Consider the following 20,846-nt stretch of genomic DNA (forward strand, 5'->3'; position numbering starts at 1 on the left):
GTTGATCGTTCAGGATTGAACGGCAATTAAATCCTCGTCGGTGAGCCAGCGCCATTCCCCCACTGCCAGAGTCTCTGGTAGCGCCAGTTGGCCAATTTTAATGCGTTTCAAGGCTTCTACGCGGTTGCCGATGGCGGCGATCATGCGCTTGACCTGATGGTATTTGCCTTCTGCCAGCGTGAGGTGTATCACGGTCTCTGTGATCTGTGTGGCGGCCAAGGCAGCAATCGTTTCGTCTTCATCAATCAGTTGCACGCCTGCCAACAGGTGCTGCATATCGGCAGTGCTCAAAGCGTGTTTGCAAGTCACCTCGTATACCTTGGGTACATGGTGTTTGGGCGAACTGACTTTGTGTATAAACTGACCATCGTCTGACAGCAAAATCAGGCCGGTGGTATCTTCATCTAGCCGTCCGATACACTGAACGCCGCGTTCAACCAGTGGGCTGGGCAGCAGCGTATAGATGGTCGGGTGAAATTGGGTTTTATGCGTACATTCATAATGCGCCGGTTTGTGCATCATCAGGTAACTATGCTCGCGGTATTGCCAGGGCTCACCTTCCACCGTGAAGTGCAGGCTGTTGTCGAGCGCAAACTTGGCGTCCGGGTCATCACAGGGTTCACCATTGACGGTGACTGCATCGTTAACAATTAAAATGCGGCACATTTTGCGTGTGCCAAAGCCCTGCCGGTGCAAGATACGTTCTAAATCAAGTGTTTTTGCCATGCAGGAATTATACGTGAATGGTGCGCAGCTTTGGGCTGGGCGCGTATTTGTGGATGGATTCCAGGCAAAAATCAGCCAGCCGCGCAATTCACGTATAATTCCTGCATGGCTTTTAAACATATTACCTCCCGCGATAACCCTGTCTTCAAGCAATTGCGCAAGCTGGCCGACCAGTCGCGTGAGCGCAAAAAAACGGCGTCTACCCTGTTGGAGGGCGTGCATTTGATTGAAGCCTACCATCAGGTCTATGGTGAACCCAGGCTGCTGATTATCCCTGAAGGGCATAGTAATGACGAGGCGACGGCCTTGATACAGCAGTTGACGGATGTGGATACGATGCTGTTGCCTACGTTGATGTTTGCCGAGTTGGCGCCAGTGGCATCCAGTAGTGGTGTGATGGCCTTGGTGGATATTCCTGCTGCGACGCTGCCCGCGCACTGTGATTTTGCACTGGTGATAGAAGATATCCAGGATCCGGGTAATTTGGGCAGCATCTTGCGGACGGCCGCGGCCGCAGGCGTGCAGGCCGCCTATCTGACTAAAGGTTGTACCGATGCCTGGTCGCCCAAAGCGCTCAGAGGCGGGCAGGGGGCACAGTTTATTTTACCGCTGATGGAAAGCGTGGATGCGCTCGAGGTGATTGCGGGCTTTTCCGGCAAAACCCTTGCTTTGACCATGCAGGGCGCCAGCTTGTATCAGCAAGGGCTGCAAGAGCCCGTCTTGTTTGTGGTGGGCAACGAAGGGGCTGGGATTTCTGCTGTGCTGCAAGCCGCGGTTGAGACCTGTGTCACCATTCCTATGGCACATCAGGGCACACTGGCCCTGGAGTCTTTGAATGCGGCCGCAGCCACCGCGATTGCGTTATTTGAATGCCAGCGCCAACGCGGACTGGGCACATAGCCGCAGATTAGTGTTTGATGCCAGGCGAGTTGTCTGCCTCAAACAAGGCGAGCGCTTCTTCTTCATCAACCACATAGTGTTTGTGGCAAAAGTCACATTGAATCTCAATGCTGCCTTGCTCCTGCAAAATGCTTTGCACTTCTTCCAGACCCAGCATTTGCAGCATATTGCTGACATTGGCTTGCGAGCAACTACAAAACGCCTGCACTTCGCGCCCGCTAAATAACCGTACATCTTCTTCCACAAACAACCGCTGCAAGAGGGTGACCGCTTCCAGATCCAACAGCTCCGGGGCCGTGACAGTACCCGCCAGATGTTGCACACGGTTCCAGCAGTCCAGATCACTTTCTTGCTGCTGCGGCAATTTTTGCAACAGCAGGCCAGCCGCGCGGTTTCCCTCCGCGGTCAGCCATAGGCGGGTGTCAATCTGTTGAGAGCGCAGCATGTAGTTTTCAAGCATGCTGGCTATGCTGTCACCTTCTAGCGGCACAATGCCCTGATAAGGCTCGCCCGTTTCAGGCATCAGGGTAATCACCAGCTGGCCTTGTGCGAGCCAGTCTATTAAATGTGGGCCATTGAGTTCGCCACTGATCTTGGCTGTCGCGCGGATATTTAAAGCAGAAGTGCATTCAACCACCAATAACTGCAAGGCGCCTTTACTTTGCAATTGCAAAATCAGTTTCCCTTGCATTTTGAGGGTAGAGGTCAGCAACACACTGGCTGCCGCAAACTCACCAATCACGCTTTTGAGCGCATCAGGCAGGCTCTGATGCTCAAGCGCAGTGAACAGGCTTTGATTGAGCTGAACAAAATTACCGCGCACGGCGGACTGTTCAAAAATAAAAGGGTGCAGTTGGTCTGGACGTTGTGCATTTTTCATGTGCGCTATTTTAACATTGAAGCTTGGCGTCGCTGACACCCGCAATAAAAAAGCCCGCACAGTGGCGGGCTAAAATCACATGCATGCTAGATCAGAAATGATAGTTCAAGGTCGCACGGGCGTTTAAAGGCGCACCGGGCGTAATGTTATTGTTGTTGTGCGCAAACAGGGCATAGTCTTTGTTAGTCAGGTTCTCGATATTGATTTGCGCATCCCACTGCGGGCTTAACTTGGCAAAAATCGCTGCATCAAAACGCGTGTAACCAGGCAGCAGCGTGCTTTGGCTAGCCGTTGGGGTGGCCGCATACATTTCTGAGCGGCTGACCATGCCCAACGCGACGGCCCACATGTCATTGATCTGGTATTTATTCCACAATGAGAAGGTGCGGGTGGGTGTCATTGCCAGATTGCTGCCAGCCAGGATCGCACTGTTGCCTGCGCCTTGCTGTTTGGTGATTTCGCCTTCTTGCAACGTGAATGCGCCCATGACCTGCCATTGGTCAGTCACCTTGCCGCTCAGGCCAACTTCCAGACCTTTGGTTTCCTGGCCGTCAAGCAGAATAGAGTTACCTGTATTTGTAGGGTCTGCGGCCAAAACATTTTCTCTTTCAAGTTGAAAAATGGCGGCAGTCAATGCCAGATTGGGGTTGATATCCCATTTTGCGCCGACTTCTTTATTAATGAATTTTTCAGGCTTGAAGCTTTGAGTGCTCACGGTAAGACCAATCAACTGATCCCCAGCGCGCGGCACATATGAGGTGCTGTAGCTTGCATATAGCGAGCTATCCGTCGTAGGTTTGTAAATCAGCCCGGCTCGCGGTGAAAGCAGATTATTTGTGACATTGATATTAGCAAAGTTACCTGTTCGCAAGTCGGTGTAATTTGTTTCCAAATGATCATGTCTTAAGCCCAGGACTGCCTGCCATTTGGGGTTGAAAACGATTTGATCCTGCAAGTATATGGCGGCAACGGTAAAGTCACTTTTCTGATTGCGGCTGGTTGCATTAAAGGCTACATTGGAAACTGTAGGGTTATCGGCCGAGACGCTGCCAGTTAAGTTTTCACTCGTTCCCTGAGTGAGTCGCTTATTTGTCGTATCTTGTGCAGCAAGCTCTGTCCCAGCCAGCAACTTATGTTCTACATTTCCAGTTTTGGCTGTATAGGTAATATCAGTTTGGTTAATCAGGTTCTCACGTTTTGTCTCATCTCGATAAGCGCCTAATTGCAGGGTATTGGCGGTTGTCACACTGCTATTTGCATAAACGTTTTGATAATACTTATCGTAGTAGGCCAAACGGGTACTGTTTTTGACCTGCACGCCGTTATCAAAGGCATGGCTGATGGCAGCATTAAAGGCGACAGTTTCTGTTTCGGTCGGGCTTAATTTTGCGTTACCAAAAAACTTGTCATAATCCTTGATGCGATAAGGACGATTATTCAGGTTGCTGTTGTCCCCACCGATAAAAGACGGTATGCCTCTATCCGCAGTGCGTTCGTCTTTAAAGTATTCGGCACTTAAAACAATCTCGGTTTTATCCCCCGGCTTGATCGTAAAGGTCGGCGTCATGCCATACCGTTTTAATTCCACGCCATCACGGTAAGAGTTGGAGTTTTCATACACCGCATTGAGTCTGAATGCCAACTCTTCTGACAACCCCTGACCATAATCCGCGGTGATCCGGCGGTGATCGAAACTGCCGTAGCTCACGCTGAGGTCTCTGACTGGATCCCAGCCGGCTTTTTTGCTGACGCGGTTCACGACACCGCCTGCGCCGCCGCGGCCAAAAATCATGCCGTTAGGGCCTTTAAGCACCTCGATACGGTCAGTGTTATATAAGTCGCGGTAAGTCTGAATGTCATCACGCAGGCCGTCTACAAACAAGTCACCCGTAGTCTGGTTGCCACGTAATACAAGCTGGTCACGGTTACCTTCACCTTGTGCCGCTTGCACACCAGGCACATAGCGCACGGCATCAGCGATGCTTTGCATGGACTGGTCTTGCATAAAGTCGCGCGTAATCACGGTAATGGCTTGCGGTACGTTGACCAGCTCGGTATCGGTTCTGGTCGCGGAGGTGGAGCGCTTTGCGTTGTAACCCTTGACCGGTTTGGTGTCACTCTGTTTCTCTGCCTTGACCTCGACCTCTTGTAACTCGACGGTTTCGCGCTCACTGGCGCCTAACGCGGTCATGGATAACAGTGCGCTACTAAAAAACAGCCCGATCGAGAGCAGCGTTGGACGAGGTCTGAACGGATTTTTCTGGGTATTTTTAATTGTCATAAAATTAATATCCTCTCAATGATTGCCGCGAATATTAACTTAATTGATAATGGTTATCAATAAATTTTGTAAGTTTTGTCAGCAAATCACGGGATAAGCGTGAGTACTAGTCGCTAGCAAGCTGGCCGAGTTGCCAATGGGCCATTGCCCATTGCCACAGCGCAGGCAAGTTTGAAAAAGTGGGAACCGGTTGCGGTAAATAGGGTAGAAAGTTGAAGGCGGCAACGAGCGTGGCCAGGATATTGTCGAGCGGCAAAGCGGTTGCCAGGGTTTGTTTGCTGAGTTTTTGCCCTTGGTCGTTCAATACCAGCGGCATATGGGCATACGCTGGGGTGGCATAGCCCAAGCACTGTTGCAGATAGATCTGCCGCGTTGTGGACTGCAGCAGGTCTGCACCGCGCACCACGTGGGTCACGCCTTGCAAGGCATCATCAACGACCACGGCTAACTGGTAGCTGAACAGACCATCGGCACGCTTGATCACGAAGTCTCCGATGTCTCTGGCCATGGCATGTTGCTGCCAGCCGACAATTCTGTCCGCAAAGCCGATATTGATAGCAGGCGTTTTCAAGCGCCAGGCAGCTGGTGTGTCTGGTTTAATGGGATGTTGCAGGCAAGTGCCAGGATAAATGGCACCTTCAATGCCCAGTTGTGTTGAGCTGTCGGCAATCTCCTTGCGCGAGCAGGTGCAAGGGTATGCCAGGCCCCAGTTGCGTAACTGCGCCAGGGCGTGCTCATAGTGCTCGGTGCGTTCACTTTGGTAGACGATTTCCTCATCCCAAACAAAGCCATAATGCTGCAGGGTGCGAATGATGTCTGCGCTGGCGCCGGCGACGCGGCGGGTGGTGTCTACATCTTCTATACGCAGCAGCCAGCGGCCGCCCTGGCTTTTAGCATCGCAGTAACTGGCGACGGCGGCGACCAGTGAGCCAAAATGCAAGGGGCCGGTAGGCGAAGGGGCAAAGCGGCCAACCACCATGGCGTTTTACTGGGTGACGTAAGGCGGAATATGCCAGGCCACCAATTGGCCGCCCCGCAATTGCAGATGACAGGCCATGCGCTCAATGCCCTGGCTAGAGACGTCAAAGGTATACGTGCGCTGTAACTGCATGCGTCCATTGCCGTCCCTGGCAAAACCGACGCGGGCGCAAGCCACGGTTTCATCCAGAAACTGCAAATGGCAGCGCTCAGCCAACTGGCGGCCAATCTTGAGCGCGATCTCACGTTTCGAAATCGTATCCATCCAATACCATGCGCCCGCCATCAAAATGGCTAATAAGGCCCATTCAGCCATCGTTGTTCTCCTTTAAGACGATTATCTTTTTCAGTGTATGATGACCAATAATCCGTTTCATATTCATTTCATTCTTATTTAGTGTTGTTAACGATGAATTCAAGCCGCGAAGCAGATGCGATTCAAGCTTATTATAATTTATTGCACAGCAAGGGCGCTGATGCTGCCATCATGGCACAGCGCGACGCGGTGCTGGCTGAGTTAACGCCGCTATTAAAAGACCAAGAGTGCAGCAGCACGGTCTACCGGCAAGCGGTGGACGATTGTCTGGCCGACAAAGAAGCCCAGCGCTGGCCAGAAATCCTGACCATTATCCGCGAGTTTTATCCTTTTTGGCGCGGCGATGTGAAAGCCGTCATGCAATATGCCGATACTGTCGGCTTTGAATTACATCCTATTGGTTGGCAGCCGGCGGTGATTGATTTGCAGTCCGTTTGGCCGGCGTTGCAGTCCGAGAAGTTTGAAACAGCAGAATTATGGCCGCTTAACGGCTACGTCAAAGCGCTCAAATCCATGGAGCACAAGCAGGAGATGGATATTGAACTGCGTACGCGCATGGCAAAGCTCATGTTGTTGCGCTTGCGTGAAGCACCACTCACAGAAAAAAACGCCTACCGCATCACCGCTGACGCAACCCTGCCGCTATTTAATCTCAAAAATACCCGTCACCTATTTTTAAACGCGGTGCGTGAATTTTACTATTTCTGGTCTGCGCATCCTGATGCGGTCGAAATGCTCAAGCAATTGCAACCGGTCGAGATCATATAAGTCTGTCCCTCCTCCGTATTGGCATACGACGATACGGTTATCCACCGCTTTATCCGTGTTTTGTTGACGCAAACTCTCGATGAGTTCGCATGGCATGCCTCATTCATCAGCATTTGAGCATCTTTAAGTACTTTTGTTTAAATATGCCCTAATTTGCACCAATAATGTGCAATGCACTTTTGATTGAGTTATTTTGGGGCGTTTTTGCCGGTGCCCAAACTCCACTCCTTTTAAAATCAATCACTTAAAAATGGCCTGATATTTGCTTGAAACCTGCGCATTTTAAAAAGGCGTGTCTTTCAAACAAAACGCCAATCAATAATTATTGAATTCGGAGAGCGAAATGGAATCATTAGTGACAGCTAATGACGTCCTGTTTGTATTGCTGGGGGCCATCATGGTCTTGGCAATGCATGCCGGTTTTGCCTTTTTGGAGGTCGGCACAGTACGTCAAAAAAATCAGGTGAATGCCCTGGTTAAAATTATGGTGGATTTTTGTGTGTCTACTATTGCCTATTTTTTTATTGGCTATGGTATTGCTTATGGCATCCACTTTTTCAATGGTGCCGAAACACTGACCGTGCAAAACGGTTACGGTCTGGTCAAGTTCTTCTTCTTGCTCACCTTTGCCGCCGCCATTCCTGCCATTATTTCTGGCGGCATTGCTGAGCGCGCCAAATTCAACCCGCAACTGGCCGCAACATTTTTGCTGGTTGGCTTTGTTTATCCGTTTTTTGAAGGCATTGCCTGGAACGCTCATTTTGGGTTTCAGGACTGGCTGAAGGTCAGTTATGGTGCAAACTTTCACGACTTTGCCGGTTCGGTGGTCGTGCATGCCATGGGCGGCTGGATTGCCTTGCCTGCGGTGATACTGCTGGGCGCACGTAATGGTCGCTATACCAAAGATGGCCGTTTGCATGCGTATCCACCTTCCAATATTCCATTCCTCGCTTTGGGTGCATGGATACTCACTGTAGGCTGGTTCGGTTTTAACGTCATGTCCGCCCAATCCATACAAGGCATTTCCGGCCTGGTAGCGGTCAATTCACTGATGGCGCTGGTGGGTGGCACGCTGGCCGCATTGCTGCTGGGTAAAAATGACCCGGGCTTTGTGCATAATGGACCGTTGGCTGGTCTGGTGGCTGTCTGTGCCGGCTCGGATGTCATGCACCCACTGGGCGCACTGGTCACTGGCGCAGTCGCTGGCACCTTGTTTGTCTGGGCATTCACCCTCACGCAAACACGCTTCAAAATCGATGATGTGCTTGGTGTCTGGCCGTTGCACGGCTTGTGTGGTGCCTGGGGCGGTATCGCGGCAGGTATTTTCGGTGCGACCAGTCTTGGTGGCATGGGCGACGTCAGCCTGATGAGCCAGCTGGCAGGTACTGCATTGGGTGTAGTGATCGCGCTAGTGGGCGGAACCATCGTTTACGGCGCATTAAAGAAAATCGTAGGTATCCGCCTGGATGCCGAGTCAGAGTTTGATGGCGCGGATTTGAGCATCCATAAAATCCCGTCGGTGTCTGGGGATTAAGGCCTATCACTTTAGAAATATGTTGATGCTGTTTTAGTGCAGTCATCAACGCTGAGAGGGATGGTGCCGCAGGCAACTCTGCGACGCAGTGTTGACCAAGATGGGCTGTCCCAACCAAACAGATAGGGTACTGGCGTCAAAGCCAGTCATGCGCTGACCGTCAACCTCGATGAGTGGCCGCCGGATCAGCAGTGGTTCGGCGCGCAGCATGGCCAATGCGTGTCGGCATCCAGGGTGGCCGGATCTATCTCGCCATCCCTGATTTTGGGGGCGGCCGGATTAAACCAGGCGTGCACCGGCAATGAGCCAAAAAATTGCAGCAGGCGCTCACGTGTCCAAGGCTCGGTGAGCAGATTTTTGGCAATCACCGTGTGTCCGGCCGCAGCCAGTTGGGCTTTTTGCCGACTGTTGTTGCTGCAACCGGGTTTTTCATAAAACAAGATGGTGCTCATCTAGACCTCCTTGCAAGAGTGCGGGCACTTGTTGTTCGATTTCCTGACGGATGGTGAGTGGCAGGGCATGCAGCCAGCGTTCAGGAATGGCCTGACTGCCATAGCGGGCACCCGCCAGCATGCCAACAATGGCGCCGGTAGTGTCGGCATCTTCACCCTGGTTCACGGTGCCAATCAGGCAGTCTTCAAAATTGTCAGTGTTGAGAAAAAAATGCAGCACGGTTTGCATCGTGTCAACAATATAGCCGCTGGCCCGGCCCGGATAGGGGTCGAATTTGAATGCCGGGTACTGTTTGACCAGTGCTGCCGCCAGCAAGCGGCAGGCCGCACCACCCTGGCCATTGAACAGTGCATGCACCATGCTGCCCAGCGTCAGGCAGGCGGCATCGGACAATGGGTGGTGATGGGTGAGGTGCGCTTGTGCCAGCGTGATTTTTTCAAACTGGTCTGGTAGGTGATAGGTGGCGATGGCAATGGGTGCCATGCGCATGGCCGCACCATTGCCGCCATCAGCTTCGGAAGGCGGGCCTTGTACGCTGCCTTCCAGCAAATAGCGGCGGATGCCGCGTCGGCAGGTATTGCCCACATCAATCGGCTGGTTTTTCAGCCAGTCAACAAACATGCGTGCGGCCGTTTCGGCATGCCAGCCATTGTGGCTTAGCCAGGCGCGGCCCAGACACAGCGACATTTCGGTGTCGTCGGTAATCTGACCGGGTTTGAGCTTGAGCCAGCCACCGCCTGTCATGTCGCGATGCTGGCCTCGGCTGGCGATTTCTCTGGCAGTCATAAACTCTACTGGTGCTCCAAGCGCATCGCCAACGGCCATGCCCAGATAAGCGCCCAGCGCACGTTGCATGAGGTCAGGCATAGCGGGCCATGACCTCGTATTCGCCACCCAGCGCGATGACTTCTTCCTCGCCGCCCAGTGGGCTGTGTTGCAGCAAGCCGGGAAACAGTAACAGTTTGACCAGCGGCACTTCCACTTGCAATATCCAGTCACCAAACTCGTCGGCGCGCTCGCGGTTGCGGGTAAATGACACCAGATTGTTAAGCCGCAGCCTGCACAGCCCGGCACGCAGCCCATGTTGCCCCAGGGTCGGTTCTTCGTTGAGGTTCACGCCGCGCCACAGGGTCAGTGTGGGGTGCGAGGTCGGCAAGCCAAAACGCGCAATCACAAACTGACAATACTCGTATAACAAATCAAGCTGCATATGGATGCTGTAGTTATGAAAGCGGCTGCAAAACTTCTCTTCCAGATAGGTGACCCAGGCCGGGGAGGGGAAATGCCTCAGCGGTGCGCGGTGAAAGCTGGGCGCGAGGCCAAAGCGACTCTCCACCCAGCCCTTGAGCACCGCCCCCTGCGGGCTGTTGGCATCAAAGCCCCAGCCCTCCAGCAATTTGAGGTAGCTGGGTCTGAAACGGCGTGGGCCTTGTGCTGTGGCTGGCCGCTGCAAATCAAAGGCGATGGCCATATAGTGGGCAAACCTGTCGGCGGCTTCTTCGGCGTTGTGGCTGGCGTGCAGCAAACGAAACAGCCCGCCGTGGGTCTCGCGTGCTCCGGCAATATGCAGGGGCTGCGGGTGACGGTTAAACGCGACCGAGCCCAGCAATCCGGCCGGAAGACCGACCAGGTTGGTGCTGTACCAGTCTTGCGGGCTTTCTTCCGCCTGCATGCCAGCGAGATGCAGCCTTAAACCGGACGGTTTTCATTCGGGTTGCGTACTGGCCCCATCAATTGCAGGCCTTCTTCATAGGTGATTTCCGGATAGTTGGCGCTAAAACTCATGGCCTTGGCAATCACCGCATCCAGTTTGCCCGCAGTATCCAGTTTTTTCAGATCATTCTTTTCCAGGTGCAACAGTTCCAGCAACTCGTTATAAACCGTGGCCTCATCAATTGGCAGGATGTAAAAAGTGCTGCCGTTCATCTTGACCGTGTATTTTTTCAAGAGGTCGATATTGTTGCAAAACAGGATGTATTTTCCTTCAGGCAGCAGGGCATCTTTCAATGCTTCAACCAGCATTTCCAGATAGCCGAAAGACAGCAGATAGCCAGTAAAAAATGGCATGCCATTTTCGCCTTCCTGCGCGTAGGCCATGACTTGGTCACAGGTAATTTCAGGTGGACGCGCTTCATCAGCCACTTGCGGAGCAAATTTAATCGCCAGTTCGCCGCGAAACCCAAAGCGCCCTGGCACTTTGGTGGCATCTTTAAACACTGGGTTTTGCAAACGGTGCTCTGAATTGAGTTTGCCGAAAATGGTGCTTTCCATGGTGGTCATTACAATGTTCTCCTAAAGAAATGAAGCCAGGGGTTACGCTGGCTGGTTACGAATAAAGTCTGCGGTTTTTAAAAAAGCCTGATCCAACTGTGCCCTTAACGTGGCATCTGCCACCACCTCCAGCACGGCACGTCGCATGCATAACATCCAGGCATCCCTTTCTGCCTCGCCGATGCCAAACATGGCATGTCGCTGGCGCAAGCGCGGATGTCCGCGTGTGTTGCTATACACCTTGGGGCCACCCAGCCATTCGATCAGAAACTGCACCAGCACCACCTTGGTTTCAGACAGGTCTGCCGCATGCATGGCGCGGATCGCTGCAGCTTCTGGTGCCGTATTCATATGAAAATAAAAGCGCTCGACCAGATGGGTAATGGCAGCTTCTCCACCGATTTGTGCAAAGTGCGGATTGCCTTGAATTTGCGCGATTGGCTTGTGTCGGCTGGTATCCAAAGCCGGATTAATGGGGGGTAATGGCTGGTGCATCATGACCTCGCTGGGAACTGACAGATGGTCCTGATTCAGCAAGTGTTGTACCAACAGCTATGCCATTCAGTCTGCAGAAAGTAAATATCCAGTCTGGATGCGGCCTGGCGGCCAATTGGTTAAGGGAATAGCCCATTTGAAAGCTGCTGACCGCGAGCAGGAAGGTTTGTTTCATACCGCACGCTGTGCACCGCTTTTGTCGTGTTTGCGACAGAAGGTATTTAAGGAAGCTTCGTCTGCGTTTTTGTGAAAATATAAATATAAATCAAATACTTAACTTTTATTTTTTCTGTTGGCACGCTCCTTGCCATACACAGGCTACATGGCCGACACCCTCCATCGCCTGATAAGAAAAGTGATTAGGTTGCGATTCGGAATCGGAAGATGGCTGCGTAAAGCGACGAATTTTTCATTTAAACCTAAGGAGCTTCATTATGGCTGCATTACGTCAAATTGCATTTTATGGCAAAGGTGGCATCGGCAAGTCCACCACTTCTCAAAACACGCTGGCTGCGTTGGCCGAAATGGGTCAGAAAATCCTCATCGTCGGTTGCGACCCTAAAGCCGACTCTACTCGCCTGATTCTGCACGCAAAAGCACAGGACACCGTGTTATCTCTGGCTGCCGAAGCCGGTTCTGTCGAGGATCTGGAAATCGAAGATGTGATGAAAATCGGTTACCGCGACATCCGTTGCGTGGAATCCGGTGGTCCAGAACCTGGCGTGGGTTGCGCAGGTCGCGGTGTGATTACTTCGATCAACTTCCTCGAGGAAAACGGCGCCTATGACGGCGTGGATTATGTCTCCTACGACGTATTGGGTGACGTGGTGTGTGGTGGTTTCGCTATGCCGATTCGTGAAAACAAGGCACAGGAAATCTACATCGTCATGTCCGGCGAAATGATGGCGATGTATGCCGCCAACAACATTTCCAAAGGCATCCTGAAATACGCCAACTCCGGCGGCGTACGTTTGGGTGGACTGGTATGTAACGAGCGCCAGACTGACAAGGAACTGGAACTGGCTGAAGCACTGGCTGGCAAACTGGGTACCAAACTGATCCACTTTGTACCACGTGACAACGTGGTGCAGCACGCCGAGTTGCGTCGTATGACCGTGCTGGAATACGCCCCGGACTCCAAGCAGGCTGAGGAATATCGTCAACTGGCGCAGAAAGTTCACGCCAACGCCGGTAACGGTACCATCCCGACCCCGATCACCATGGATGAGCTGGAAGACCTGTTGATGGACTTCGGCATCATGAAGAAAGAGGATGAAACACTGATTGGTAAAGCGGCGACTGCAGCTTAATGAGTCTTTGGCAGGGGGCTTTGCCCCTTGCCAACCCCTCCAGAGACGGTTTCAAAAGTTGAGGAGGTTACTTCCGGGCAATTTCAACAATTTTTGAAAAGTTTCTTTTTATCACTGGTTTTTAGTCGAACATAGGAGACAACGATGAGTGCGACTGCTGAAACAAAAGTCAACGGCGCCGAGCTGATTCAGGAGGTGTTAAAAGCCTATCCTGAAAAGTCCGCCAAAAAACGTGCAAAACATTTGAATGTGTATGAAGAAGGCAAATCCGAGTGTGATGTGAAATCCAACATCAAATCGCTGCCAGGGGTAATGACCATCCGTGGTTGTGCCTACGCCGGTTCCAAAGGCGTGGTATGGGGCCCGATTAAAGACATGGTGCATATCTCGCACGGCCCGGTCGGTTGCGGCCAGTATTCCTGGGCGTCACGCCGTAACTACTACATCGGTACCACCGGTATCGACACCTTCGGCACCATGCAGTTTACCTCCGACTTCCAGGAAAAAGACATCGTGTTTGGCGGTGACAAAAAACTGGAAAAAATCATCGACGAGATTCAGGTACTGTTCCCGCTCAACAAGGGCATTACCGTGCAGTCCGAGTGTCCAATTGGTCTGATCGGCGACGACATCGAAGCCGTGTCCAAGAAAAAAGCCAAAGAGTACGAAGGCAAGGTGATTGTGCCTGTACGTTGCGAAGGCTTCCGTGGCGTGTCGCAATCGCTGGGTCACCACATTGCCAACGACGCCGTGCGCGACTTTGTGTTTGACAAAACCGACCCTGACAAAAACAAATTCGAGTCCAGCCCGTATGACGTGGCCATTATTGGTGACTACAACATCGGTGGCGATGCCTGGTCCAGCCGCATCCTGCTCGAAGAAATGGGCCTGCGCGTGATCGCCCAATGGTCCGGTGACGGCTCGATTGCCGAGCTGGAAAACACCCCCAAGGCCAAGCTCAATATCCTGCACTGCTACCGCTCGATGAACTACATCAGCCGCCACATGGAAGAGAAGTATGGGATCCCATGGGTAGAGTACAACTTCTTTGGCCCATCCAAAATCGAAGAATCCCTACGCAAGATTGCCAGCTTCTTTGATGACAGTATCAAGGAGAAAACAGAGCAGGTGATTGCCAAATACAAAGCGCTGACCGATGCCGTGATTGCCAAATACAAACCACGCCTGCAAGGCAAAAAAGTCATGCTGTTTGTCGGTGGCCTGCGTCCCCGTCACGTGATTGGTGCCTATGAGGATTTGGGCATGGAAGTGGTGGGTACCGGCTACGAGTTTGGCCACAACGATGACTATCAGCGTACCACTCACTATGTTAAGGACGGCACCCTGATCTATGACGATGTGACCGGCTACGAGTTTGAGAAGTTTGTGGAAGCCGTGCAACCAGATCTGGTCGGTTCCGGCATCAAGGAAAAATACGTGTTCCAGAAAATGGGCGTGCCTTTCCGTCAAATGCACAGCTGGGATTATTCCGGCCCTTACCACGGCTATGACGGCTTTGCGATTTTTGCCCGTGACATGGACATGGCGATTAACAACCCGGTATGGGGCTTGACCAAAGCGCCATGGCAACAAGCGGCTTAAGAGGAGAACTGAACATGAGCCAGAATGCTGATAAGGTTTTAGACCATTTTGAACTGTTTCGCGAACCCGAATATACGGAAATGTTCGCCAACAAGAAAAAGAATTTTGAATTTGCCGTGCCTGCCGATGAAGTGAAAAAGCAGGTCGAATACGCCAAAACGCAAGAGTACAAAGAGAAAAACTTTGCCCGCGAAGCGTTGACCGTGAACCCGGCAAAAGCATGCCAGCCACTCGGGGCCGTATTTGCTGCGAATGGTTTTGAAGGGACATTGCCCTTTGTGCACGGCTCACAAGGCTGCGTGGCATACTACCGCTCGCACTTCAGCCGTCACTTTAAAGAGCCGACTTCCTGCGTGTCCTCTTCCATGACGGAAGATGCAGCCGTGTTTGGTGGCTTGAACAACATGATTGATGGTTTGGCCAACTCGTATAGTTTGTACAAACCAAAAATGATTGCGGTTTCTACCACCTGCATGGCCGAGGTGATTGGCGATGACCTTAACGCCTTTATCAAGACCTCACGCGAAAAAGGCTCCATCCCGGCCGACTATGATGTGCCGTTTGCCCACACGCCAGCGTTTGTCGGCAGCCATATCACTGGCTACGACAACGCGCTCAAAGGCATTCTCAACTACTTCTGGGATGGCAAGGCCGGTACCGTGCCTGCGCTGGAGCGCAAGCCCAACGACAGCATCAACTTTATCGGCGGGTTTGACGGCTACGTGGTCGGCAACAACCGTGAAGTGAAACGCATGTTCAACGAGTTTGGCATCACCCCAACCATGCTGTGCGACCCGTCCGACGCCTGGGATACACCGACTGATGGCGAGTTCCGTATGTATGACGGCGGCACTACCCTGGAAGACACCGCCAACGCGATTCATGCCAAAGGCACCATCGTCATGCAGTCCATCTGCGCCGAAAAAACGGCCGACTATATCCAGAGCAAAGGCCAGGAAGTGGTCAAGCTGCATCACCCGGTAGGCGTGAAAGGCACGGATGAGTTTCTGATGGCTATTTCCAAACTGTCAGGTAAGCCTATTCCTGCCAGCCTGACCAAAGAGCGTGGCCGTCTGGTGGATGCCATTGCCGACTCGAGTGCCCATATCCACGGCAAGAAATTTGCCCTGTATGGTGACCCTGACCTCATGCTTGGCCTGACCGGATTCCTGCTGGAACTCGGTGCAGAACCTACCACCGTGCTTTCCACCAACGGTGACGATGCCTGGGCCGCCAAAGTACAAGCGCTGTTTGATGCCAGCCCGTTTGGCAAAAACTGCAAGGTCTATCCGAAGAAAGACCTGTGGCACATGCGCTCCCTGTTATTTACCGAGCCTGTCGATTTCCTCATCGGCAACACCTACGGTAAATATCTGGACCGCGACACCGGCATCCCGCTGATCCGGTTGGGTTTCCCGATTTTTGATCGCCACCATAAACACCGCTATCCGGTGTGGGGCTATCAAGGTGCCCTCAACGTGCTGGTCACTATCCTGGACAAAATCTTTGACCAGATGGACATCAGCACCAATGGCATCGCTACCACCGATTACAGCTTCGATATTATCCGCTAGCCTGTGATTGAAAGCCTACCGGGTAGGGCGGTTCGATGTCTGGCCCGGTAGCAATGTAGTCCTGTCTCTTCCCCCACTTTACAATGATCGATTGTTGAGTGTTTAAGCCTCCCGGATGGGAGGCTTTTTTTATTCGGAGGCACTGACCATCGGTGTGCATGCCGGTTCCATATCAGTCGATGGACTGGCACCCAGACATTCACGACATAACCCATCCGTTTGTCGCAAACCTTACAATCAAAATAGTCAGTAAATATATTGTTAACTCATTGTTTTTAAATGGATATAAAAGCTATACATAGCTTGGCACAGCCTGTGCTATCTCTAGGGTAATACATGCGGAGATGTCACGATGCGACAAAGCAAGCCAGTCATCAACGATACCACCTTGCGTGATGGGGAGCAGACAGCTGGGGTAGCGTTTAGCCGTGCCGAGAAATTACAGATTGCGATGGCTTTGGCCGAATTGGGTGTACCAGAGCTGGAGGTCGGCATCCCGGCCATGGGCGAGGCGGAAATTGCCGATATACGCGCAATTGCGGCGTTGCAATTGCCTACCCGGCTGATGGTCTGGGGGCGCATGACCGAGGGCGATTTGCTGGCATGTTTGCGCACCGGGGTGCGTCATGTGAATTTGTCCTTGCCGGTGTCGGATTTGCATATTGAGCGCAAATTGCGGCGTGACCGGGCGTGGGTGTTGCAGCAGGTGGCGCAGCTGGTCTCGCAGGCTTGCCAAGAGGGCTTGCAGGTGTCAGTGGGCGGTGAAGATGCTTCCCGCGCCGACCCGCAGTTTTTGCAGCAGGTGGTGGCGGTGGCCGAGACGGCGGGCGCTTGCCGCTTTCGTTATGCCGATACCCTGGGCGTCCTTGATCCGTTTACCACGTATGAGCGCATTGCGGCTTTGCGTGCGGTCACTTCGCTGGACATCGAAATGCATGCGCATGACGACCTCGGCCTGGCCACTGCCAATGCATTGGCGGCAATTCGTGCCGGGGCCAGCCATGTCAACACCACGGTCAATGGCCTGGGTGAGCGTGCGGGCAATACGCCGCTGGAAGAAGTGGTGACCGCTCTGTGGCGCATCCACGGGCTGGATGTGGGGCTGGACATGCATGCCTTTCCAGAGATTTCGCAGCTGGTGGCGCAGGCGTCGGGGCGGGCCGTGGCGCTCAATAAAAGCATCGTCGGTGCGGCGGTGTTTACCCATGAGTCCGGCATGCATGTCGATGGCCTGCTCAAAGACCCGGCTACCTACGAAGGCTTTGACCCGGCTGCAGTCGGGCGAGAACGGCATCTGGTGCTGGGCAAGCATTCCGGTAGCCACAGTGTGCGCCATGTCTATGCGCAGCTGGGTATACGCGTGCAACATCACGAAACCGAATGGCTGCTGCAACGCATACGCCAGTTTGCAGTAAACACCAAGCGCAGCCCGGCCAGTGATGAGCTCAAACTGTTTTATCTCGAAGGCCAGACCACACCGGGGAGACTGTCATGCATGTAAATTCGCCAGTGCAGTCTGGCTTGCTAGCCCTGTTGCGCGAAGACCTCGCCTGCGTGTTTGAGCGTGATCCGGCTGCACGCAACCGGCTGGAAGTGTTGCTGACCTATCCCGGCTTGCACGCTACCTTGCTGCACCGTATCTCGCATGGCTTGTGGCGGCATGGCTGGCGGTTTGCTGCGCGCTGGCTGAGTTATGTCACGCGCATGCTGACACAGATTGATATCCACCCTGGCGCCAGCATCGGCCGCCGCTTTTTTATCGACCATGGCTGTGGTGTTGTTATCGGCGAAACCGCGGTGGTCGGCAACGATGTCACCCTGTATCACGGCGTGACGCTGGGCGGTGTGTCGTGGAATCCGGGCAAGCGGCATCCTACCCTGTGCGATGGTGTCATGGTCGGCGCAGGTGCCAAAATTCTTGGGCCGGTGGTGGTGGGCGCACGGGCCAGGGTAGGCGCCAACTCGGTGGTCATCCATGATATTCCGGCCAGGATGACGGTGGTCGGTATCCCCGGTCGCGTGGTGCTGCCTGACAACGCCAGACGCCAGCCACAGCAGGGCATAGACCTCGACCACCATCTGATGCCGGACCCGGTGGGCAAAGCGGTCACAGCTTTGCTAGACCGTATTGATCAACTGGAGCATACCCTGGCGGCGATGCGTGACAACCAGCAAGCCGCTTCCGAAGCCTTGATACAGCACAGCGTCGCCGAGGCGCGTGCACGCAAACGTTTCGATTCCTGAGCCTGCATTTCCTTTTTATGTTTGGAGAACCCTGATGAGTGCCTTGTTATCACAGATGCAATCTTTTTCTGCTGCCGAAGAGTTTTTCGCGTTTCTCGGTGTCGCCTATGACCCGCAGGTGGTACATGTCAATCGCCTGCATATCCTCAAACGCTTTCAGCAATATCTGGTGCGTGACCCTGTGAGCCAGACCTTGCCCGAGAACGAGCAGCGCAATGCCTATCAGCGCTTGTTGCATGCGGCTTATGACGACTTTGTACGCTCCAATGCCGCTACTGAAAAAGTGTTCAAGGTGTTTCAGGAAGCCGATGGCAGCAAGACTTTTAATCTCAACAGTCTGAAACAAACATTGCCTTCACAACGTGCCTGATTTGTCGGGTTTGCGACAAATAATTTTAATGTGAGTTTTGCTTATAACTAACTGATTTTTATATATAAAAATAATTTTTTTAGCATGGCATGGTTGTTGCAATACTGAAATAAAAGGCCGGGTGTTTCTGGTCTGTCATCCAGGTAAAGTCAGGCAAAAGGAAGGATTCGATATGCATATTGTGGTTTGTATCAAGCAGGTGCCAGACAGTGCACAAATTCGGGTGCACCCGGTGACCAACACCATTATGCGTCAGGGGGTGCCGACCATTGTGAACCCGTATGATTTGTTTGCGCTGGAAGAAGCCTTGCGCCTGAAAGATGAATATGGCGCGCGCGTGACCGTGCTCACCATGGGGCCACCGATGGCCGAGGCGGCCTTGCGCAAGGCGATTTCTTATGGCGCAGATGACGCCGTACTGGTGACCGACCGTATTTTTGCCGGGTCTGACACCTTGGCCACCAGCTATGCGCTGGCTGCGGCCATCCAGCAGATCAGCAAAGATATTCCTGTTGATTTGGTGTTTACCGGCAAGCAGACCATTGATGGCGATACTGCGCAAGTCGGCCCCGGCGTCGCAAAACGGCTGGAGATGCAGTTGCTCACCTATGTTTCAAAAATCCGTTCGCTGGATACTGACAGACAGGAAATCGTGGTCGAGCGCCGTTCTGAGGGCGGCGTGCAGGTGCTCAAAACCAAAATCCCCAGCCTGATTACTGTGCTCGAAGGCAATAACGAAATGCGTTTTGCCACCATGGCCAATATGTTCCGTGCTGCCCGTTATCCGGTCAAAATCTGGAACAAAGATGCCGCCGGGATTGAAGATCCGACCAAAACCGGCCTGAAAGGCTCGCCTACCGTGGTTTCCAAAGTGTTTGCACCGACACCACGCGCGACCAAGGCCGAGATCATTCAATGCGAAAGCAACGAGCCCAAAGACCTGAGCGTGACCTTGCTCGCCAAAATGTTTACCAAGTTTCCCAACATCGAGAAAGAGCTGCTGAAGCGGTCGGCTTGAACAGATCCAGGGAGTATGAAGTAAAGGAATCCATATGAGTGAAGAAACCAAAAAACCGGCACCGGCAGGCAAGAAGAAATTTGAGCTTGATGAGCGTCTGAAAGCGTATAAAGGCGTCTGGGTGTTTATTGAACATGAGCGCGGCGCCATACATCCCGTTTCGCTGGAATTATTGGGCGAAGGCCGCAAACTGGCCGATATGCTGGGTGTGGAATTGGCCGGCGTGGTGATGGGTCCCCCCGGAGAGACCACCCGCAGTTTTTGCCAGGAGGCCTTTTACCATGGCGCAGACCTGTGCTACCTGATTGAAGACCCGCTGCTGCAAGATTATCGTAACGAGCCTTATACCAAAGGGCTGACCGATCTGGTCAACAAATACCAGCCTGAAATCTTGTTCCTTGGTGCAACCACATTGGGCCGCGATTTGGCAGGCAGTGTCGCCACCACGCTCAAAACCGGCCTCACTGCTGACTGTACCGAGCTCAATATCGACCTCGACGTGCGCAGCCTGCTGGCGAGTCGCCCAACCTTTGGCGGCTCCTTGCTGTGTACCATTCAGACCCTGAATTATCGGCCGCAAATGGCCACGGTGCGGCCACGTGTGATGGCAATGCCAGAGCGCGACGCGACGCGCAATGGCCGCATCATTGAAGACACCCTGGGCATGATAGAAAGCAGCATCATTACCAAAGTGCTGGAGTTTATCCCGGACGAGATGCAAGACAAACCGCAACTGCCATTTGCCGACATTATCGTCGCCGGTGGTCGCGGCATGAAAAAGCCGGAAAACTTCAAACTGATCTGGGAACTGGCGCAAGTGCTGGGTGCCGAAGTCGGGGCTACGCGCCCCGTGGTGCAGGCCGGTTGGGTGGAACTGGACCGTCAGGTCGGGCAATCTGGCAAAACCGTGCGCCCCAAACTCTATATCGCGGTGGGCATTTCTGGCGCCATCCAGCACAGGGTCGGCATGGATGCCTCGGATGTGATTATCGCCATCAACAACGACCCCAATGCGCCGATTTTTGACTTTGCTCACTATGGCATTGTCGGCAATGCCATGACCATATTACCGGCGCTGACCGAGGCATTTAAGGCACACCTGGCAACCGCAAGAAAGGCAGGCTAA

21 protein-coding genes are annotated in these 20,846 nt (G+C 53.1%); 11 read left to right on the plus strand and 10 right to left on the minus strand.

Going from position 1 to position 20,846, the window contains the following annotated elements; translation table 11 throughout:
* Positions 1 to 9: 9 nt before the first annotated feature.
* Entirely contained in the window at positions 10 to 726 is a 717-nt protein-coding gene (locus Q9292_RS00495; protein WP_313983424.1) for a 16S rRNA pseudouridine(516) synthase, read from the minus strand.
* A 105-nt stretch (positions 727 to 831) separates the two neighbouring features.
* Between Q9292_RS00495 and Q9292_RS00500 the strand changes: the two genes are divergently transcribed.
* Positions 832 to 1,626 carry an RNA methyltransferase gene (locus Q9292_RS00500; RefSeq protein WP_313983427.1) on the plus strand — a complete coding sequence of 265 codons (795 nt, stop codon included), beginning with the start codon at positions 832 to 834 and terminating at the stop codon, positions 1,624 to 1,626.
* Positions 1,627 to 1,633: 7 nt separating this feature from the next.
* Here the strand turns inward: Q9292_RS00500 and Q9292_RS00505 are convergent, their stop codons facing one another.
* From Q9292_RS00505 to Q9292_RS00520, 4 genes are all read right to left on the minus strand, one after another.
* Entirely contained in the window at positions 1,634 to 2,506 is an 873-nt protein-coding gene (locus Q9292_RS00505; protein WP_313983430.1) for an Hsp33 family molecular chaperone HslO, read from the minus strand.
* 91 nt (positions 2,507 to 2,597) lie between these two features.
* Entirely contained in the window at positions 2,598 to 4,787 is a 2,190-nt protein-coding gene (locus tag Q9292_RS00510) for a TonB-dependent siderophore receptor (protein WP_313983433.1), read from the minus strand.
* A gap of 106 nt (positions 4,788 to 4,893) precedes the next feature.
* Complete coding sequence (gene gluQRS, locus Q9292_RS00515) at positions 4,894 to 5,766, minus strand: tRNA glutamyl-Q(34) synthetase GluQRS (protein WP_313983436.1); 873 nt, start codon at positions 5,764 to 5,766, stop codon at positions 4,894 to 4,896.
* A gap of 6 nt (positions 5,767 to 5,772) precedes the next feature.
* Positions 5,773 to 6,081, minus strand: coding sequence for a DUF3301 domain-containing protein (locus Q9292_RS00520; protein WP_194747322.1), 309 nt, complete (start codon positions 6,079 to 6,081; stop codon positions 5,773 to 5,775).
* A 171-nt stretch (positions 6,082 to 6,252) separates the two neighbouring features.
* On the opposite strand from Q9292_RS00520, the gene Q9292_RS00525 reads away from it, so the two are divergent.
* Together Q9292_RS00525 and Q9292_RS00530 are read left to right on the plus strand one after the other, a co-directional pair.
* Entirely contained in the window at positions 6,253 to 6,849 is a 597-nt protein-coding gene (locus Q9292_RS00525) for a hypothetical protein (protein ID WP_275357093.1), read from the plus strand.
* Positions 6,850 to 7,192: 343 nt separating this feature from the next.
* The gene (locus Q9292_RS00530; protein WP_313983441.1) at positions 7,193 to 8,383 is read left to right on the plus strand and encodes an ammonium transporter; all 1,191 of its coding nucleotides are present in this window, start codon (positions 7,193 to 7,195) and stop codon (positions 8,381 to 8,383) included.
* A 185-nt stretch (positions 8,384 to 8,568) separates the two neighbouring features.
* Here the strand turns inward: Q9292_RS00530 and Q9292_RS00535 are convergent, their stop codons facing one another.
* The 5 genes from Q9292_RS00535 to Q9292_RS00555 are packed head-to-tail and all read right to left on the minus strand — an operon-like array spanning position 8,569 to position 11,656.
* Entirely contained in the window at positions 8,569 to 8,835 is a 267-nt protein-coding gene (locus Q9292_RS00535) for a hypothetical protein (RefSeq protein ID WP_313983444.1), read from the minus strand.
* Positions 8,813 to 9,691, minus strand: coding sequence for an ADP-ribosyl-[dinitrogen reductase] hydrolase (draG, locus tag Q9292_RS00540; protein WP_313983447.1), 879 nt, complete (start codon positions 9,689 to 9,691; stop codon positions 8,813 to 8,815). The genes Q9292_RS00535 and draG overlap by 23 nt, the downstream gene beginning before the upstream one ends.
* Positions 9,692 to 9,695: 4 nt before the next feature.
* On the minus strand, positions 9,696 to 10,508 hold the full coding sequence (locus tag Q9292_RS00545; RefSeq protein ID WP_313983450.1) for an NAD(+)--dinitrogen-reductase ADP-D-ribosyltransferase: 813 nt from the start codon (positions 10,506 to 10,508) through the stop codon (positions 9,696 to 9,698).
* Positions 10,509 to 10,525: 17 nt separating this feature from the next.
* Entirely contained in the window at positions 10,526 to 11,116 is a 591-nt protein-coding gene (locus Q9292_RS00550) for a hypothetical protein (RefSeq protein ID WP_313983453.1), read from the minus strand.
* A gap of 33 nt (positions 11,117 to 11,149) precedes the next feature.
* Entirely contained in the window at positions 11,150 to 11,656 is a 507-nt protein-coding gene (locus tag Q9292_RS00555) for a group II truncated hemoglobin (RefSeq protein WP_313983456.1), read from the minus strand.
* 380 nt (positions 11,657 to 12,036) lie between these two features.
* On the opposite strand from Q9292_RS00555, the gene nifH reads away from it, so the two are divergent.
* The 8 genes from nifH (at position 12,037) to Q9292_RS00595 (ending at position 20,846) form a co-directional block, all read left to right on the plus strand.
* Positions 12,037 to 12,912 carry a nitrogenase iron protein gene (gene nifH / locus Q9292_RS00560; RefSeq protein ID WP_228518672.1) on the plus strand — a complete coding sequence of 292 codons (876 nt, stop codon included), beginning with the start codon at positions 12,037 to 12,039 and terminating at the stop codon, positions 12,910 to 12,912.
* 144 nt (positions 12,913 to 13,056) lie between these two features.
* On the plus strand, positions 13,057 to 14,514 hold the full coding sequence (gene nifD, locus Q9292_RS00565; RefSeq protein ID WP_275357086.1) for a nitrogenase molybdenum-iron protein alpha chain: 1,458 nt from the start codon (positions 13,057 to 13,059) through the stop codon (positions 14,512 to 14,514).
* A gap of 14 nt (positions 14,515 to 14,528) precedes the next feature.
* Positions 14,529 to 16,088: a nitrogenase molybdenum-iron protein subunit beta gene (nifK, locus tag Q9292_RS00570; protein WP_313983461.1), complete on the plus strand. Its 1,560-nt coding sequence runs from the start codon at positions 14,529 to 14,531 to the stop codon at positions 16,086 to 16,088.
* A 352-nt stretch (positions 16,089 to 16,440) separates the two neighbouring features.
* Positions 16,441 to 17,589: a homocitrate synthase gene (gene nifV, locus Q9292_RS00575; protein ID WP_313983463.1), complete on the plus strand. Its 1,149-nt coding sequence runs from the start codon at positions 16,441 to 16,443 to the stop codon at positions 17,587 to 17,589.
* The gene (cysE, locus tag Q9292_RS00580; RefSeq protein ID WP_313983466.1) at positions 17,580 to 18,332 is read left to right on the plus strand and encodes a serine O-acetyltransferase; all 753 of its coding nucleotides are present in this window, start codon (positions 17,580 to 17,582) and stop codon (positions 18,330 to 18,332) included. Before nifV ends, cysE begins: the two co-directional genes overlap by 10 nt.
* A 34-nt stretch (positions 18,333 to 18,366) precedes the next feature.
* Complete coding sequence (gene nifW / locus Q9292_RS00585; RefSeq protein ID WP_194747306.1) at positions 18,367 to 18,702, plus strand: nitrogenase-stabilizing/protective protein NifW; 336 nt, start codon at positions 18,367 to 18,369, stop codon at positions 18,700 to 18,702.
* A 172-nt stretch (positions 18,703 to 18,874) separates the two neighbouring features.
* Positions 18,875 to 19,720 carry an electron transfer flavoprotein subunit beta/FixA family protein gene (locus tag Q9292_RS00590; RefSeq protein WP_313983471.1) on the plus strand — a complete coding sequence of 282 codons (846 nt, stop codon included), beginning with the start codon at positions 18,875 to 18,877 and terminating at the stop codon, positions 19,718 to 19,720.
* A gap of 34 nt (positions 19,721 to 19,754) precedes the next feature.
* Entirely contained in the window at positions 19,755 to 20,846 is a 1,092-nt protein-coding gene (locus Q9292_RS00595; RefSeq protein WP_275357080.1) for an electron transfer flavoprotein subunit alpha/FixB family protein, read from the plus strand.

The organism is Methylophilus sp. VKM B-3414 (assembly GCF_032248435.1).
Classification (GTDB): Bacteria; Pseudomonadota; Gammaproteobacteria; order Burkholderiales; family Methylophilaceae; genus Methylophilus; species Methylophilus glucosoxydans.